Origin of the sequence: Pseudomonas sp. BN607, assembly GCF_029871175.1 — a bacterium.
Classification (GTDB): domain Bacteria; phylum Pseudomonadota; class Gammaproteobacteria; order Pseudomonadales; family Pseudomonadaceae; genus Aquipseudomonas.
This window is the reverse complement of record NZ_SSOE01000034.1, coordinates 38,899-55,321: the sequence shown is the minus strand read 5'-3', so window position 1 is coordinate 55,321 and position 16,423 is coordinate 38,899. Positions and strand designations below refer to the sequence as shown.

Annotated in this window: 20 protein-coding genes; 7 read left to right on the top strand and 13 right to left on the bottom strand. The window is 64.4% G+C overall.

Translation table 11 applies throughout. The annotated features are described in order from the left end of the window. Positions 1-156 precede the first annotated feature (156 nt). Positions 157-2,052 (top strand): 1-deoxy-D-xylulose-5-phosphate synthase, encoded by a 1,896-nt coding sequence (gene dxs / locus E8E68_RS09715; protein ID WP_266032034.1) that lies wholly within the window; start codon positions 157-159, stop codon positions 2,050-2,052. 279 nt (positions 2,053-2,331) lie between these two features. Here dxs and E8E68_RS09710 read toward each other — a convergent pair whose 3' ends face one another. From E8E68_RS09710 to nrdR, 12 genes are all read right to left on the bottom strand, one after another. Then, a complete protein-coding gene (locus E8E68_RS09710; protein WP_280340872.1) occupies positions 2,332-3,144 on the bottom strand; it encodes a cobalamin-binding protein in 813 nt (270 codons plus the stop codon). After that, entirely contained in the window at positions 3,144-3,563 is a 420-nt protein-coding gene (locus E8E68_RS09705) for an MFS transporter (protein WP_110741770.1), read from the bottom strand. The genes E8E68_RS09710 and E8E68_RS09705 overlap by 1 nt, the downstream gene beginning before the upstream one ends. Continuing rightward, a complete protein-coding gene (gene ribA, locus E8E68_RS09700) occupies positions 3,560-4,177 on the bottom strand; it encodes a GTP cyclohydrolase II (RefSeq protein WP_003260612.1) in 618 nt (205 codons plus the stop codon). Before ribA ends, E8E68_RS09705 begins: the two co-directional genes overlap by 4 nt. A 223-nt stretch (positions 4,178-4,400) precedes the next feature. After that, entirely contained in the window at positions 4,401-5,144 is a 744-nt protein-coding gene (locus tag E8E68_RS09695) for a transporter substrate-binding domain-containing protein (RefSeq protein ID WP_266032035.1), read from the bottom strand. A gap of 16 nt (positions 5,145-5,160) precedes the next feature. Then, complete coding sequence (locus tag E8E68_RS09690) at positions 5,161-5,664, bottom strand: phosphatidylglycerophosphatase A (RefSeq protein WP_010951803.1); 504 nt, start codon at positions 5,662-5,664, stop codon at positions 5,161-5,163. Further along, positions 5,661-6,629 carry a thiamine-phosphate kinase gene (thiL, locus tag E8E68_RS09685; RefSeq protein ID WP_266032036.1) on the bottom strand — a complete coding sequence of 323 codons (969 nt, stop codon included), beginning with the start codon at positions 6,627-6,629 and terminating at the stop codon, positions 5,661-5,663. Before thiL ends, E8E68_RS09690 begins: the two co-directional genes overlap by 4 nt. Positions 6,630-6,647: 18 nt before the next feature. Next, a complete protein-coding gene (gene nusB, locus E8E68_RS09680; protein WP_266032037.1) occupies positions 6,648-7,148 on the bottom strand; it encodes a transcription antitermination factor NusB in 501 nt (166 codons plus the stop codon). Beyond that, entirely contained in the window at positions 7,145-7,621 is a 477-nt protein-coding gene (gene ribE / locus E8E68_RS09675) for a 6,7-dimethyl-8-ribityllumazine synthase (protein ID WP_003255395.1), read from the bottom strand. The genes nusB and ribE overlap by 4 nt, the downstream gene beginning before the upstream one ends. A 91-nt stretch (positions 7,622-7,712) precedes the next feature. After that, entirely contained in the window at positions 7,713-8,804 is a 1,092-nt protein-coding gene (gene ribBA / locus E8E68_RS09670) for a bifunctional 3,4-dihydroxy-2-butanone-4-phosphate synthase/GTP cyclohydrolase II (protein ID WP_016484697.1), read from the bottom strand. A gap of 18 nt (positions 8,805-8,822) precedes the next feature. Then, positions 8,823-9,488: a riboflavin synthase gene (locus E8E68_RS09665; RefSeq protein WP_110745234.1), complete on the bottom strand. Its 666-nt coding sequence runs from the start codon at positions 9,486-9,488 to the stop codon at positions 8,823-8,825. Between the two features lie 42 nt (positions 9,489-9,530). Then, a complete protein-coding gene (gene ribD / locus E8E68_RS09660; RefSeq protein ID WP_280340864.1) occupies positions 9,531-10,661 on the bottom strand; it encodes a bifunctional diaminohydroxyphosphoribosylaminopyrimidine deaminase/5-amino-6-(5-phosphoribosylamino)uracil reductase RibD in 1,131 nt (376 codons plus the stop codon). 2 nt (positions 10,662-10,663) lie between these two features. Then, positions 10,664-11,128 carry a transcriptional regulator NrdR gene (nrdR, locus tag E8E68_RS09655; RefSeq protein WP_003255402.1) on the bottom strand — a complete coding sequence of 155 codons (465 nt, stop codon included), beginning with the start codon at positions 11,126-11,128 and terminating at the stop codon, positions 10,664-10,666. Positions 11,129-11,234: 106 nt separating this feature from the next. Here nrdR and E8E68_RS09650 point away from each other — a divergent pair, with 106 nt between their 5' ends. The 3 genes from E8E68_RS09650 to trxA are packed head-to-tail and all read left to right on the top strand — an operon-like array spanning position 11,235 to position 13,251. Continuing rightward, entirely contained in the window at positions 11,235-11,687 is a 453-nt protein-coding gene (locus E8E68_RS09650) for a YbaY family lipoprotein (RefSeq protein ID WP_266032039.1), read from the top strand. Then, positions 11,688-12,347: a 50S ribosomal protein L11 methyltransferase gene (locus E8E68_RS09645; protein WP_266032040.1), complete on the top strand. Its 660-nt coding sequence runs from the start codon at positions 11,688-11,690 to the stop codon at positions 12,345-12,347. Positions 12,348-12,378: 31 nt separating this feature from the next. Next, complete coding sequence (gene trxA, locus E8E68_RS09640) at positions 12,379-13,251, top strand: thioredoxin (protein ID WP_266032041.1); 873 nt, start codon at positions 12,379-12,381, stop codon at positions 13,249-13,251. A 95-nt stretch (positions 13,252-13,346) separates the two neighbouring features. On the opposite strand, the gene E8E68_RS09635 is transcribed toward trxA, so the two are convergent. Beyond that, positions 13,347-13,691, bottom strand: coding sequence for a hypothetical protein (locus E8E68_RS09635; protein WP_280340862.1), 345 nt, complete (start codon positions 13,689-13,691; stop codon positions 13,347-13,349). A 128-nt stretch (positions 13,692-13,819) separates the two neighbouring features. On the opposite strand from E8E68_RS09635, the gene E8E68_RS09630 reads away from it, so the two are divergent. From E8E68_RS09630 to E8E68_RS09620, 3 genes are read left to right on the top strand one after another with little or no spacing between them, the layout of a single operon-like run. Then, positions 13,820-14,401, top strand: coding sequence for a DUF2796 domain-containing protein (locus tag E8E68_RS09630; RefSeq protein WP_266032043.1), 582 nt, complete (start codon positions 13,820-13,822; stop codon positions 14,399-14,401). Between the two features lies 1 nt (position 14,402). Beyond that, a complete protein-coding gene (locus tag E8E68_RS09625) occupies positions 14,403-15,113 on the top strand; it encodes an ABC transporter ATP-binding protein (RefSeq protein WP_280340860.1) in 711 nt (236 codons plus the stop codon). Then, positions 15,113-16,378 (top strand): ABC transporter permease, encoded by a 1,266-nt coding sequence (locus E8E68_RS09620; protein ID WP_280340858.1) that lies wholly within the window; start codon positions 15,113-15,115, stop codon positions 16,376-16,378. Before E8E68_RS09625 ends, E8E68_RS09620 begins: the two co-directional genes overlap by 1 nt. Positions 16,379-16,423: the final 45 nt, after the last annotated feature.

The window sequence follows — 16,423 nt, the reverse complement described above, 5'->3', positions numbered from 1 at the left end:
GGGAGCGGGTTCACCCGCGAATGCGCCAGTAAATTCAATATCGCATTCGCGGGTAAACCCGCTCCCGCAGGGGCCGCGTAACCTGTGGTCGAATGGGCACTTTTCCCACAATGGGTTAAACTGCCGCGTCTTCACACACCTATAACGACTCGCCTGATGCCCACGACGTTTCAAGAGATCCCCCGCGAACGCCCGGTCACGCCGTTGCTCGACCGCGCTGACACGCCTGCCGGCCTGCGCCGGCTGGCCGAAGCCGACCTGGAGACCCTGGCCGACGAGTTGCGCCAGGAATTACTCTACACCGTGGGGCAGACCGGTGGGCACTTTGGTGCCGGCCTGGGCGTGATCGAGCTGACCATCGCCCTGCACTACGTGTTCGACACCCCGGACGACCGGTTGGTGTGGGATGTGGGCCACCAGGCCTACCCACACAAAATCCTCACCGGGCGCCGTAACCGCATGCTCAGCCTGCGCCAGAAGGACGGCATCGCCGCCTTCCCTCGCCGCAGCGAAAGCGAGTACGACACCTTTGGAGTCGGTCACTCCAGCACCTCGATCAGCGCCGCGCTGGGCATGGCCATTGCCGCCCGCCTGCAAAACAGCGCGCGCAAGTCGATCGCGGTGATCGGTGACGGCGCACTCACTGCCGGCATGGCCTTCGAGGCGTTGAACCACGCCCAGGAGGTCAACGCCGACATGCTGGTCATCCTCAACGACAACGACATGTCGATTTCGCGCAATGTCGGCGGCCTGTCCAATTACCTGGCCAAGATCCTCTCCAGCCGCACCTACGCGAGCATGCGCGAAGGCAGCAAAAAAGTGCTGTCGCGGCTGCCAGGCGCCTGGGAAATTGCCCGCCGCACCGAAGAGTACGCCAAGGGCATGCTGGTGCCGGGCACATTGTTCGAAGAACTGGGCTGGAACTACATCGGCCCAATCGATGGCCACGACCTGCCGACCATGATCGCCACCCTGCGCAACATGCGTGACCTCAAGGGCCCGCAGTTCCTGCACGTGGTGACCAAGAAGGGTAAGGGCTTCGCCCCAGCCGAGATCGACCCGATCGGCTACCATGCCATCACCAAGCTGGAGCCGGCCGACAAGCCCGCCGCGCCAAAGAAAGCCAGCGGGCCGAAATACTCCGCCGTGTTCGGCCAGTGGCTGTGCGACATGGCCGCTACCGACAACCGCCTGGTGGGCATTACCCCGGCGATGAAGGAAGGCTCGGACCTGGTCGACTTCAGCGAGCGCTACCCGGAACGCTACTTCGACGTCGCGATCGCCGAGCAGCACGCCGTCACCTTGGCGGCCGGCATGGCTTGCGAGGGTAGCAAGCCGGTAGTAGCGATCTACTCCACCTTCCTGCAGCGTGCCTACGACCAGCTGATCCACGACGTGGCGGTGCAGAACCTCGACGTGCTGTTCGCCATTGACCGCGCCGGCCTGGTGGGCGAAGACGGCCCGACCCATGCGGGCAGCTACGACCTGTCGTACCTGCGCTGCATCCCGGGCATGCTGGTAATGACCCCGAGCGACGAGAACGAGCTGCGCAAGATGCTCAGCACCGGCCACCTGTACAACGGCCCGGCGGCAGTGCGCTACCCGCGCGGCACCGGCCCGAATGCACCGATCAGTGGAGACCTTGAGCCGCTGGAAATCGGCAAGGGTGTGGTCCGCCGCAAAGGCGAGAAAGTCGCCTTGCTGGTGTTCGGCGTGCAATTGGCCGAGGCCATGCAGGTTGCCGAGCAGATCAACGCCACCGTGGTCGACATGCGCTTCGTCAAGCCGCTGGACGAAGCCCTGGTGCTGGAACTGGCTGGAAGCCATGAGTTGCTGGTAACTATCGAAGAGAACGCCATCATGGGTGGCGCGGGGGCTGCGGTGGGTGAGTTCCTTGCCAGCCAGGCAGTGCTCAAGCCGCTTCTGCACCTGGGCCTGCCGGATATCTATGTCGAGCATGCCAAGCCGGCACAGATGCTGGCTGAGTGCGGGCTGGATGCAGCCGGGATCGAGGCCGCAGTGAAAGCCCGCATGGCCAAGCTCGGCCTGTAAGGGCTTCTTCCGCGCCTACCGGGGCTGCACAGTGCTCAAGCGCTGTAGCGCCCCTGTGGGAGCGGGTTGACCCGAGGATGCTTCGTAACTGCCCATGAAAAGTCTGCCTGTGGCGCGATTCTCTGTGCCCCGACATTCCTTCTGGCCGCTGAGCGCGACGACGCCCTCAAGCTCCCAGACGTGCTGATCAGCGCCAGCCGCCAGGTCTAATCTCGCACCGCTACCAGCGCCGCCGATACGGTCTTCCGTGGTACCAAGGCCGCACGTTCCTGCTCAGCATCACCTGAACGCCGGCGCTTTAGCCGCTAGTAACGCGCACAGGCGGGCGGTGGCTTCGATCATCTGCCCGCTGGGTCGCTCCAGGCCTTTGTCAGGCACCACCAGCAAGCGTTCATCGGCGACCGCACGCAGCTGCGGCCAGGCTTTCCAGCTCGCCAGTTGTGCCTGATCGCCGGCAAGGATGACCTGTGGATTGCGCAGCAACACAGACTCCACACTCACCTGTGGCGCCGGTTGGCCGAGGTCGGCGAACACATTGCGCGCCCCGCACACAGCCAGCGCGTCACTGACTACCTGACCGCCTCCCAGGGTGTACAGCGGCCGATCCCAGACTTGGTAGAACACCTGCAAAGGCTCATCCCGTCGATACTGCTGGCGCAGCTGCTGCAACCGCTCACGCAGGGATTGCGCGTACCGCTGCCCCTGCTCGGCGCGCCCGATGCGCCCGGCAATGGCTTCGATCTGCTCGATGAGCTGGTCGATGTCATGGGGTTCGGCGCTGAAGGTGGCAATGCCAAGGCGCTCGAGCTGGTGGCGCTGGGCCAAGGGCACACTGCCCGGCCACAGCAGCAACAAGTCGGGGCGTAAGCTGAGCAGGCGTTCCATGTCCAGCTGCCCCTGGCGCCCCAGCGAAGGCAGGTCGCGCAACCCCGCCGGCCGCTCACCACCGTCAAGCACGCCCACCAACAGGTCATCGGCCTGCAGCTCGAGCATGATTTCCGTCATCGAAGGGGCCAGGCTGACTACGCGCAGCGGTTCACCAGCCAGTACGGAGCAGGCAAACAGCGCCAGCAGGCCAGGGAGCAGGCGCATCAGCCGAGCTGGCGTGGTATGCGATAGAGGTACAGCACCACTACGGTGGACAACGCCAGCAGGATCTGTGGCACCGCCTCAAGGCCGACCAGTACTGATAGTGCGGCGACCCAGGCTGGGAAGCAGGCATACAGCATGGCCAGGCGCCGTACCCGCGCCAACTCGATCCAGGCGGCGGGCTCTTCGCCAGTGCCAAGCACCTTCGAGGTGGCAATGAGTGCGCGCTTGTAGGCACCAAAACGCGGCAGGCTGAGGAACATGGTGGCCGCCCCGGCAATGAACAACGGCATGGCCAGCACCGGGATCAGCGCATCACCGCCACCAAACGCCCAGGCCATGACGGGCAACGGCACCAAGCCCACTGCCAGGTACTGCCACCAGGCCAGCGCCAAGCGCCGCTTGACCTCGGCGCGTGTCACGCCTGAGGCACCTCGCCCTGGTGTTCGTTGCCCAGCATATGGCCCAGCTTGCCGGCCTTGGTCGCCAGGTAATAACGGTTGTGCGGGTTGTGCCCGGTGTGCAGCGGCACACGCTCTGCGACGACAATGTTCATGTCGGTCAGGGCTTTGACCTTGCGCGGGTTGTTAGTCATGAGGCGCAGAGATTTCACGCCGAGGTGCTCGAGCATCGGCAGGCACATGGCGTAGTCGCGCTGGTCGGCAGCAAAGCCCAGGCGCTCGTTGGCTTCGACGGTGTCGGCGCCGCCATCTTGCAACTCGTAGGCGCGGATCTTGTTCAACAGACCAATCCCGCGGCCTTCCTGACGCAGGTACAACAGCACCCCACGGCCTTCGCGGGCGATGGCCTGCAGCGCGGCTTCCAGCTGCGAGCCGCAGTCGCAGCGCTGGCTGAACAGTGCATCGCCGGTCAGACACTCGGAATGCAGGCGCCCCAATACCGGCTGGCCGTCCGCGATATCACCCAGGCTGAGCACCACATGCTCACGGCCAGTGGCTTCGTCGAGAAAGCCATGCATGGTGAAGGTCGCGAAGGGAGTCGGGAGTTTAGAGGCGGCAACAAAGACGACGGGCACGTTGTGCTCCTGGAATAAGTAGGAAATTTCTCGTTGTCCGATTGTATCAGCAGGTTGGGGAATGTGGGCTGGCTGAATACGGTGGGTTAAGATCGAAAAGTTCGATGCTTAGGCTCAGCATCCCGGCCCTATTGCCAGCAAATCAGTAGCCTCCCGTGTTGAGACTTGCGCATCAATTGCGGGGGTTGGCTTGCCGGCGACAGAGGCGCCAGGCGCCCCGGCTTCAGTTTGGCTTGCTATCCGAACTGAACGGATATGGCTGCTTCCAATGCTGGAAAATCGGCTTCAGCTCGCCACTGCGCACCAACTCGGCCATGCGCTTGTCGAACAGGTCGCGCAGGGCCTTGGCCTGGTCGTTACGGGCAAAAGCCAAGTACAGCGGCAGCTCGGCCACATGAGTACGTCGAAACCGCTCGGGATGCGATGACTGGCCGAGCACGTAGTCGACTTCAGTCTGTGCATCAATGTAGAAATCGACCCGGTCATGCTCGAGCATCGGCAGGATGCCTTCACGACGCTGAATCTCTCGGAACTCGTGCACATTCGGCAGATAGCTGCCGTAGTCGTAGCCGCGGACCCAGGCCAAGCGATACTTGCCCACGTCCTGCGCGGTAGGCACAGGTTTGCTGGCCAGCCCCAAGGCATAGATATGGTCCATATCGAAGTGCCAGCGCGGGTACAGGTTGTCTTCGTTCTCGTTTTTGTACGAGCCCACCCAGGCATCAGCCTCGCCGCGCTTCACCAGCCCAACCGCCCGGCTGTACGGCGCACTCTGCGTTACCACCTTGACTCCGGCCGGTTCGAACACCTTGCGCAGCACGTCCCAGGCCACCCCGGTACCGTCGGCGTTGGTGTAGTCGAGCCACTCCTCGCTGACCAGGTGGATCTGCCTGGGCACACCTTCAGCAGCCGTCACCCACGGGGCAATGATCACCAGTATTGCCAGCAGCACAATCCTTATGGCCATTCACGCGCTCCCTGTTTCAGGCAACCGCCCACACCAGAACCTGCATGCCCAGCCAGGCGAACACGCCGGCCAGGATATCGTCGAGCATGATGCCGACGCCCCCGTGCACATGCCGGTCGATCCAGCGGATCGGCCACGGCTTGAGGATGTCGAAGAAGCGGAACATCAGGAACCCCGCCAGCAGCCACTGCCAGCCTTCCGGCACCAGCCAGAGGGTGATCCACATGCCGACGATCTCATCCCAGACAATGCCTTCATGGTCGTGCACGCGCAAGTCATTGGCGACTTTGCCGCATAGCCAGAAGCCGAACAGCATGCTCACGCCGAGCAACAGCCAGTACCCCCAGTCGGGCAGCAGCTGCCATAAAGGGATGAACGGTATGGCTACCAGCGAGCCCCAGGTACCTGGCGCCTTGGGCAAGGTACCGGAACCGAAGCCAAAGGCGATGAAGTGCCAAGGGTTGCGCCAGACCGAAGGCGGAACGAACTCCGCAGGCACCTGGTTGGGGTGATCGGTCACGGTGTCTCCCTAAAGTGTTGATAGCCCCGCTGGACGGGGGTTATGTCCTGGCCCTGTGAGTCGCGCAAGGTCACACCCCGCCCTTCGAGCACACGACCAATGATATGGACCTCGATGAATCCGAGGCCAGCCAGGGGCGCCAGCGCTTCGGGCGGCAAGGTGAATGCCAGTACGTAGTCGTCGCCACCGGTGAGTGCTGCCTGCAACGCCGCTTCGCGGCCGAGGAATGCCTCTAAGGCAGGAGACACTGGCACCTGCGCCAGGTTCACCTCCAGCGCCACGCCGGAGGCCTTGGCAATGTGCCCGCAATCAGCGAGCAGGCCGTCGGAGATGTCCAGCGCCGCAGTGGCCTTGCCACGCAGCAGTTCACCGAGGGTGAGCTGCGGCATCGGTGACCAGTAATGGGCCAGCAGCGGCTCGGCCTGCTCGGGTGGCGCCTGGCGTTCGCCCAGCACCAGCGGCAAGGCACCGGCAGCCTTCCCTAGCGAACCACCAACACACAGCAGGTCGCCAGGCCGTGCACCGCAGCGGCGCAACGCCTGGCCAGCCGGCACGCGACCGAACACGGTCACGGTGATGCTCAGCGGGCCACGGGTGGTATCCCCACCAATCAGGCTCATACGGCAACGGTGGGCCATGCGGCTGAGGCCATCGGCGTAAGCCGCCAGCCAGTCCGCACCCACGTCAGGCAGGGTTAGCGCGAGGGTAAAACCGATGGCAGTCGCGCCCATGGCTGCCAGGTCACTGGCCGCCACGGCCAACGAACGCTGGCCCAGCAGCAGCGGGTCGCAAACAGCAGGAAAGTGCACCCCGGCGACCAGCGTGTCGGTCGACACTGCCAGTTGTTCACCGGGGGGAAGATCCAGCAAGGCGCAATCGTCACCGATCCCCAGGGCCACGCCCTCGCCCCCTTGCGCACAAGGCGCGGCGGCGAAGTAATGGTTGATCAGCTCGAACTCACCCATGGCCTGGCTGCGCCGGGATCAGCGCTTGTTCGCCTTGACTTCTGCTTCACGCAGGGCCGGGGCGAGCTTGTCCAGCACGCCATTGACGAACTTGTGACCGTCGGTGGCACCGAAGACTTTGGCCAGTTCCACGCCCTCGTTGATCACCACGCGATACGGTACGTCGACGCGCTTGATCAGCTCCCAGGTGGAGAGGCGCAATACGGCCAGCTCGACTGGGTCGAGCTCGTCCAGGGCGATGGCCATGCACGGCACCAGCGCCTTGTCGATTTCGCCCTTGATTGCCGGGACCCCATGCAGGATCTCGCGGAAATAGGCACCGTCGACATCGGTGAAATCGTTATCGACCCGGAACTGCGCTTCGATCTCGTTCAGCGAATGCTGGGCCATGTGCCACTGATAAAGGGCCTGGGTCGCGAGCTTGCGGGCTTCGCGGCGCTTTGCACTCTTCGACGGCTTGCCGGCATCCGCAGGTTTTGGATCGCGCGGGTTGAAACGATCGCTTTCGTCGCTAATCACTTGGCCTCCAACTGCGCCAGCAGGCTGACCATTTCCAGAGCGGACAGGGCAGCTTCAGCACCTTTGTTGCCGGCCTTGGTGCCGGAACGCTCGATGGCTTGCTCGATGGAGTCGACGGTCAGTACGCCGAAGGCCACCGGAACACCGAACTCCATGGACACCTGGGCCAGGCCCTTGGTGCACTCGCCTGCCACGTATTCAAAGTGCGGGGTACCACCACGGATCACGGCGCCCAGGGCGATGATCGCGTCGTAGGCGCCTTGCTGGGCGACCTTCTGTGCTACCAGCGGGATTTCGAATGCACCCGGGGCACGAATGATGGTGATGTCGCTTTCGCTGACACCGTGGCGAACCAGGGCGTCGACGGCACCGCTTACCAGGCTTTCGACAACGAAGCTGTTGAAGCGGCCAACCACCAAAGCATAGCGACCTTTGGGGGCGATGAAGGTACCTTCGATGGTCTTCAGGGTCATTCCGATATTCTCATCTTCAAGAGCGAGGCCGCATACAAGCGGCCTCGACAGGGGTCTGGACTCGAGCAGAGGGCGTCATTGCCGCCTCAAGTCACTCGGAGGGCACGTATTCTACAACTTCCAGATCGAATCCGGATATCGCGTTGAACTTCATCGGCGAACTCATCAGGCGCATCTTGCGCACGCCGAGGTCACGCAGGATCTGCGAACCGGCACCAACGGTGCTGTAGGTAGTCGGTGCCTTGGCCGGTGCATCGCCCGCGCTTTCGCGGATGTGGGCCAGCAGCACGTCGCCGTCCAGCGGGTGACCCAGCAGTAGCACCACGCCACTGCCGGCCTCGGCCACTGCGGCCATCGCCGCGCGCAGGCTCCAGCGGCCCGGTTGCTTGACCAGCAGCAGGTCGCGCAGCGGGTCCATGTTGTGCACGCGCACCAGGGTCGGCTCTTCGGCGCAGATTTTGCCCAGGGTCAGGGCCATGTGCACGTCGCCTTCGACCGCGTCGCGGTAGGTCACCAGGTTGAATTCACCCAGTTCGCTTTCTACCGGCTGCTCGGACACACGCTGCACGGTGCGCTCGTGGATCATGCGGTAGTGGATCAGGTCGGCAATGGTGCCGATCTTCAGGCCGTGTTCGGCGGCGAACACTTCCAGCTCGGCACGACGCGACATGGTGCCGTCGTCGTTCATCACTTCGCAGATCACGCCGCTTGGCTCGAAACCGGCCATGCGCGCCAGGTCGCAGGCGGCTTCGGTGTGGCCGGCGCGGGCCAGGGTACCGCCGGGTTGGGCCATCAGCGGGAAGATGTGGCCTGGGCTGACGATGTCTTCGGCCTTGGCATCCTTGGCGGCGGCGGCCTGCACGGTGCGGGCGCGGTCGGCGGCGGAGATGCCGGTGGTAACGCCTTCGGCGGCTTCGATCGACACGGTGAACTTGGTGCCGAAGCCCGAGCCGTTGCGCGGTGCCATCAGCGGCAGCTTCAGGGTTTCGCAACGCTCGCGGGTCATCGGCATGCAGATGAGACCACGGGCGTGCTTGGCCATGAAGTTGATATGCTCGGGCAGGCAGCATTCGGCTGCCATGATGATGTCGCCTTCGTTCTCGCGGTCTTCGTCATCCATGAGAATGACCATTTTACCCTGGCGGATGTCTTCGACCAGTTCTTCGATGCTGTTGAGCGCCACGCGGCACCCCCTTCTCAATCAGGATTTCAAGAAGCCGTTGGCGGCCAGGAAGCTTTCGGTAATGCCACTGCCCTTGCTCGGCTCGGCGGCCTTGTCACCCAGCAGCAAGCGCTCCAGGTAACGGGCCAGCAGGTCGACCTCAAGGTTTACCCGACGCCCTGCGCGGTAGTCGGCCATGATGGTTTCGGACAGGGTGTGCGGGACAATGGTCAGCTCGAACTCGGCGCCATTGACCTCATTGACCGTCAGGCTGGTGCCGTCGACGGTGATCGAACCCTTGTGGGCGATGTACTTGGCCAGTTCCTTCGGTGCACGCACACGGAACTGGATGGCGCGGGCGTTATCGCTGCGCGAGATGATTTCGCCGACGCCATCGACGTGGCCGCTGACCAGGTGCCCGCCCAGGCGGGTGGTGGGGGTCAGGGCCTTTTCCAGGTTGACCTTGCTGCCGCCCTTGAGGTCGATGAAGGCAGTGCGCTTGAGGGTTTCGACGCTGACGTCGGCCCAGAAACCGTCGCCAGGCAGCTCCACGGCAGTCAGGCACACGCCGTTGACAGCGATGCTGTCGCCGAGCTTGACGTCCCCCAGGTCGAGCTTGCCGGTTTCGACGTAGACGCGCACGTCGCCACCCTTGGGGGTCAGGCTGCGGATGGTGCCGATGGATTCGATGATGCCGGTGAACATGGGGTCTTCCTCAAAAACGGATTGCGCGGGGCAAGCCCGGCATTATACGCCGGGTGCCGGCAGGGGGATGGCCGTGACCCGCCAGTCATCGCCCACTGCGCGCATTTCGGTAATTTTCAGCCGCGGGGCCTCGCTCATTTTTTCCAGTGGCCAGTCCAGCAATGGGCGGGCATGGGAGCCAAGGAAGGTGCCGGCGACGAACAGCTGGAACTCATCGACCAGGCCCAGGCGGGCAAAGGCACCGACCAGGCCGGCACCAGCCTCCAGCAGGATTTCGTTTACGCCGCGGGCGGCCAGGGCCTGCAGCAGCGCCGCAAGGTCGACCTGGCCATTGTCGCCCGGCAAGCTGAGCAGTTCGTGGCCGGCAGCGGCATAGCGCGGGTCATCTGCGACAGCGGTCACCACCAGTGCCGGGCCGGCCTGGAAGAACGGCGCAGCCAGCGGCAGGCGCAGGCGGCTGTCGACCAGCACCCGCAGCGGGGCGCGGCTGAGGGCCAAGGCGGTGGTGTCGGCATCCAGGCCCAGCTCGGCGCCCCGCACGGTCATACGCGCGTTGTCGGCCAGCACGCTGGTGGCGCTGGTCAACACCACGCTGGAACGGGCGCGCAGGCGCTGTACCGCCGAGCGGGCGGCCGGGCCGGTGATCCACTGGCTTTCACCACTGGCCATGGCGGTGCGGCCGTCCAGGCTCATGGCCAGCTTGGCGCGGACGAACGGCAGGCCGTGCTCCATGCGCTTGAGGAAGCCCGGGTTGAGGGCGCGGGCCTCGGCCTCGAGCACCCCGCTGGCGACCTCGATTCCGGCTTCGGCCAGGCGCCGCAGGCCCCGCCCCGCCACTTGCGGGTTAGGGTCCTGCATGGCAGCGACTACACGCGCCACGCCGGCCTTCACCAGCGCTTCGGCACACGGCGGCGTGCGGCCATGATGGCTGCACGGCTCCAGGGTGACGTAGGCACAGGCGCCGCGGGCACGCTCGCCGGCCTGGCGCAGGGCATGCACTTCGGCATGCGGCTCGCCGGCGCGTACGTGCCAGCCTTCGCCAACCACTTCGCCATCACGCACGATCACACAGCCCACGCGCGGGTTCGGGTGGGTGGTGTACAGGCCTTTGCGCGCCAGCTCCAGCGCACGGGCCATGTAGTGGGCGTCAAGGATGGCGGCTTGGCTGGGCATGTTCACTCTTTAGCTGGCTCACGGGCCAGGCGGTCGATTTCTTCGCGGAACTCGTCGAGGTCCTGGAAGCGCCGGTACACCGAGGCAAAGCGGATATAGGCCACTTCGTCAAGCTTGCGCAGCTCGGCCATGACCATCTCACCCACCACCAGCGATTTCACTTCGCGCTCACCCGTAGCGCGCAGCCGGCTCTTGATGTGCGCCAGCGCCGCTTCCAGGCGCTCGACGCTGACCGGGCGCTTTTCCAGCGCCCGCTGCATGCCGGCACGCAGCTTTTCTTCGTCGAAGGGCTGGCGCGTGCCGTCCTGCTTGATCAGCCTTGGCAGCACCAATTCGGCGGTTTCGAAGGTGGTGAAGCGCTCGCCACATGCCACGCATTCGCGGCGGCGGCGCACCTGCTCGCCCTCGGCGACGAGGCGAGAGTCGATGACCTTGGTGTCGTTGGCACCGCAAAAGGGACAGTGCATGGTGGCAGGCAACAAAAAAAGGGAGGGCCATGGTAGCGCATTGCACTGGCAAGACAAGCCAAAGGGGTTAACATCCATGGGAAATCTGCCCGTGAAGGACTACCCAATGCACTACCGAGCGCTCGTCGTGCTGTGCTGCGCCGCCCTGCTCACCGCCTGTGGCAGCGACAGGCCGAAGACCGAAAACCTGCCGGCACCCACCCCTGCCCGCTCGCCCAAGCAGGCCGACGTACTGGGCCCACTGCCGGCTTATCAGCGCGAGCTCAGCGGCACCTTGCTGGAAATCCCCGCCGGGGCCGACGTGGAGCTGGCCTTGTTGGTCATCGACGAACGCGATCGCCCGCAACGCCTTCTGGCCAGCAGCAACCTCATCGGTACTGGCCAGGCCCTGCCTTACCAGCTGCGCTTCAACCCCGAAGCCTTCCCGGCTGGTGCCCGGGTCGAACTGCGTGGCCGCGCCAGCAGGTCCGGCCAGCTGATCATGCACCTGCAACCGGTGCGCATTATCCAGGCGCAGAGCCAGGCAACCGGCCCGCTGCGTTTCGAGAAGGCGCCTTAAATGGTACCGCTGGCCCTGCAACAGGCGCTCAGCGGCCTGATCGGCGAAGCGCGCCTGGTCGTCAGCGAACTGCCCGACTGCGACCTGAAGTTGTGGCTGATCGACGACCAGAACATGGACCGCGCCTTCAGCAGCGAAGAAACCCGGCGCATTCTTGAAGACCCGCCTTACTGGAGCTTCTGCTGGGCCAGTGGCCTGGCCATGGCACGCTACCTGGCCGAGCGCCCGGAATGGGTAGCCGGCAAGCGGGTGCTGGACTTCGGCGCCGGCTCGGGTATCGCCGGCATTGCTGCAGCGCGCGCGGGTGCGTTGGAGGTAGTGGCCTGCGACCTTGACCCACTGGCACTCGATGCCTGCCGTGCGAACGCTGAACTGAACGGTGTGGAACTGAGCTACAGCGAGGATTTCTTCGCCGAAGATGACCGTTTCGACCTGATCCTGGTTGCCGATGTGCTGTACGACCGCGCTAACCTGCCGCTGCTGGATGCCTTTCTTGGCCGTGGGCGCCAGGCGCTGGTGGCCGACTCACGGGTACGCGACTTCCGTCACCCGCTGTACCAGCAACTGGGCGTGCTCGAGGCGCTGACCCTGCCAGACCTGGCCGAGCCGCACGAATTCCGCCGGGTCAGCCTGTACCACGCCAGTCGCGAGCCTTTATAGTGGTGCTATTCACGGATTTGCGAGAGTCGCGATGAGTCAGGAAACGCCGTACATCTTCGATGCCACCGATGCCACCTTCCAACAGCTGGTGATCGAAAACTCCTTCCACAAGCCGGTGCTGGTGGACTTCTGGGCCGAGTGGTGCGCGCCGTGCAAGGCACTGATGCCGTTGCTGGCGAAGATCGCCGAGGGTTACCAGGGCGAGCTGCTGCTGGCCAAGATCAACTGCGACATCGAGCAGCAAGTGGTAGCCCAGTTCGGCATACGCAGCCTGCCGACCGTGGTGCTGTTCAAGGATGGCCAGCCGGTCGACGGTTTTGCCGGAGCACAGCCGGAATCAGCGATCCGCGCCATGCTGGAACCGCACGTGCAACTGCCCGCCGCCCCCACTGCTTCGCCACTGGAGCAAGCCAAGTCGCTGTTTGCCGAGAGCCGCTTTGCCGAGGCCGAAGCCCTGCTGCAGGCACTGCTGGGTGAAGACAACAGCAATGCCGAGGCACTGATTCTGTACGCCCGCTGCCTGGCCGAGCGTGGTGAGCTGGGCGAAGCCCAAGTGGTGCTGGATGCGGTCAAGACTGACGAACACAAAGCTGCACTGGCAGGCGCCAAGGCCCAGCTGACCTTCCTGCGCCAGGCTGCCAGCCTGCCAGAAGTGGCCGACCTGAAAAGCCGTCTGGCGCAGAACCCGCAGGATGACGAGGCGGCTTATCAGCTGAGCATCCAGCAGTTGGCACGCCAGCAATATGAGGCGGCGCTGGAAGGGTTGCTGAAGCTGTTCCAGCGTAACCGTGGCTATGAAAACGGGCTGCCACAGAAGGCGTTGCTGCAGGTGTTTGAATTGCTGGGTGGGGATCATCCGCTGGTTGGGGTTTACCGTCGCAAGCTGTCGGCGGCGATGTTCTGACCTGCGCCGGCCCTCTCGCCGGCAAGCCAGCGTCTACAGGGACTCTACAGGCCTTGATAAGCTGGCTTGCGGGCGATAGGGCCGCCCAGAATACCTCACCCCACCCAGTGATAGACCGGCGCATCTACGCCGCTTTCTACCTTCACCTCACTGCTGTGCCGCAAACGCACCAGCAGCCGTTTGCCCGCCGCCGTACTCCCGGCCAGCCCTTCCAGCCGATCGAGCAATTGCGGCCCGCTCATCTGCCCCGCCAGGCGCAACACCTCACGCGCCGCCGCCCATTGCCCATCATCCTGCCGTGGCGCCGCCACTGGCGCCGCCGCAACCCCTTGCGCTAACGCCGGCACCTCGATCTGGCGCCCCAGTTGCGCCCATTCTTCAGGTTCCAGCTCGATGGTCAGGTCCACCGGCCAATTACCAATCTGTCCACGGATTCTCACAATACGTTCCTTGAGCAAGGTCAATGGCCCATGCTACCGCAAGATGAAACCTGCGCCATGCAGGCTGGCGGCGCTTAGAAAAGTTGTTATAACATAACTCAATCATCCAGCCCGCCCCGGAGCCACCCATGCGTCGCCTGCTGCTCGCCCTGCCGTTCGCCCTGCTGCCACTGGGCATTGCCCATGCCCACGATGATCACGACCACGATCACGATCACGCCCATGGCACCCTTGGCGCCCATGAGCATGGCGTGGCCAAGCTGAACGCCGTGCTCGATGGCAATACCCTGGAGCTGGAACTGGACAGCCCGGCCATGAACCTGGTCGGCTTCGAGCATGCCGCCAGCAGCGATGCCGACAAGACCAAGGTCGCCGCCGTGCGCCAGCAACTGGAACAACCCCTGAAGCTGTTCGGCCTCGCGGCGGCCGCAGGCTGCAAGGAAGACCAGCAGGAACTGGAAAGCCCGCTGTTCGGTGACGCCGCCAAAGCGGACGACGACGGTGACGAGCATGAGAAAGGCCACGTGCACAGCGACATCAATGCCCACTACCAGCTGACCTGCGCCACCCCGGAAAAACTGGCCCAGATCGACCTCACCCCGCTGTACAAGACCTTCCCGGCCACGCAGAAAATCAACGTGCAACTGATCGGCCCGAATGGCCAGAAAGGCGTCGAGACCTCGCCCGCCAAGGCTGTGGTCGCCTTCTGAAATGAGCCAGGCGTTGATTGAACTGCAGGACCTGGTGTTCGCCTGGCCCCACCAGGCGCCGCTGCTGGATATTCCGGCATTCCGCCTGGATGCCGGCGAAGCGTTGTTCCTGAAAGGCCCCAGCGGCAGTGGCAAGACCACGCTGCTAGGTTTGCTGGGCGGGGTAACCGTACCCGATCAGGGCAGCATCCATTTGCTCGGCCACGATCTTGGCAGCCTTGGCCAAGGCGCCCGTGACCGCTTCCGGGTCGACCACACCGGCTACATCTTCCAGCAGTTCAACCTGCTGCCGTTCCTGTCAGTGCGTGAGAACGTCGAGCTACCCTGCCGTTTCTCGAGCAGCCGCAAGGCCCGTGCCGAGCAGCGCCATGGCAGTGTCGACCAGGCCGCCAGCACGTTGTTGGCGCACTTGGGGCTGGGCGATCCGGCGCTGCTCGCGCGCCGCGCCGACAGCCTGTCGATCGGCCAGCAGCAGCGGGTTGCCGCTGCCCGCGCACTGATCGGCCAGCCCGAACTTGTGATTGCCGACGAGCCGACCTCGGCGCTGGATGCCGATACCCGCGAAGCGTTCATCCACCTGCTGTTCGCCGAATGCCGCGCCGCCGGTTCCAGCCTGCTGTTCGTCAGCCACGACCAGAGCCTGGCGCCGCTGTTCGACCGCCACCTGTCCCTGGCTGAACTCAACCGTGCTGCCAAGCCCCGGGAGGCCTGATGTACCTGCTCCGCCTTGCCTTGGCCAGCCTGGCCAATCGCCGCTTTACCGCCTGCCTCACCGCCTTCGCCATCGCCCTGTCGGTGTGCCTGCTGCTGGCTGTGGAGCGGGTTCGTACCGAGGCCCGTGCCAGCTTCGCCAGCACCATCAGCGGTACCGACCTGATCGTCGGTGCGCGCTCTGGCTCGGTGAACCTGTTGCTGTATTCGGTGTTCCGCATCGGCAACGCCACCAACAACATCCGCTGGGACAGCTTCCAGCACTATGCACACGACCCACGGGTGAAGTGGGCAATTCCGATCTCGCTGGGCGACTCGCACCGCGGCTACAGAGTGATGGGCACCACCACAGATTACTTCAGCCACTACCAGTACGGCCGCCGCCAGCATCTGGAACTGAGCCAAGGGCGTGAGTTTGCCAACGACCCGTTCGAGGTAGTGCTCGGCGCCGAAGTGGCCGAGGCATTGCACTACAAGCTGGGTGACAAGCTGGTGCTGGCCCACGGTGTGGCCGCAATCAGTCTGGTCAAGCACGACGACAAGCCGTTTACCGTCGTCGGCGTACTCGAGCGCACCGGCACCCCCGTCGACCGCACCCTGCATATCAGCCTGGGCGGCATGGAAGCGATCCATATCGACTGGCACAACGGTGTACCCGCCCGTGGCGCCGGGCGCATCAGCGCCGATCAGGCCCGTACGATGGACCTGCAACCTGCCGCCATTACCGCGTTCATGCTGGGCCTGAATAACAAGATCGCCACCTTCAGCCTGCAGCGGGAGATCAACGAGTATCGCAGTGAGCCATTGCTGGCGATCCTGCCTGGCGTGGCCTTGCAGGAGTTGTGGAGCTTGATGGGCACCGCGGAGCAGGCGCTGTTCGTGGTGTCGCTGTTCGTGGTGCTGACGGGCTTGATCGGGATGCTCACGGCGATTCTCACCAGCCTCAACGAGCGCCGCCGGGAGATGGCGATACTGCGTTCGGTCGGGGCCCGGCCGTGGCATATCGCCGGGCTGCTGGTACTGGAGGCGCTGTCGCTGGCGGCTGTCGGCATTTTCGCCGGGCTGGGTTTGCTCTATGCAGGGATCGCCCTGGCGCAGGGGTATGTGCAGACCAACTATGGTTTGTATCTGCCCCTGGCGCTGCCGAGTGCTCATGAGTGGACCTTACTGGCTATCATCCTCGGGACGGCGTTGCTGATGGGCAGCGTGCCGGCGTGGCGGGCCTATCGGCAGTCGCTGGCCGATGGCCTGTCCATCCACCTCTGAGTGCGCGTAATGATCAGACACCTCACCGCCTGCTTCGCGGGCACG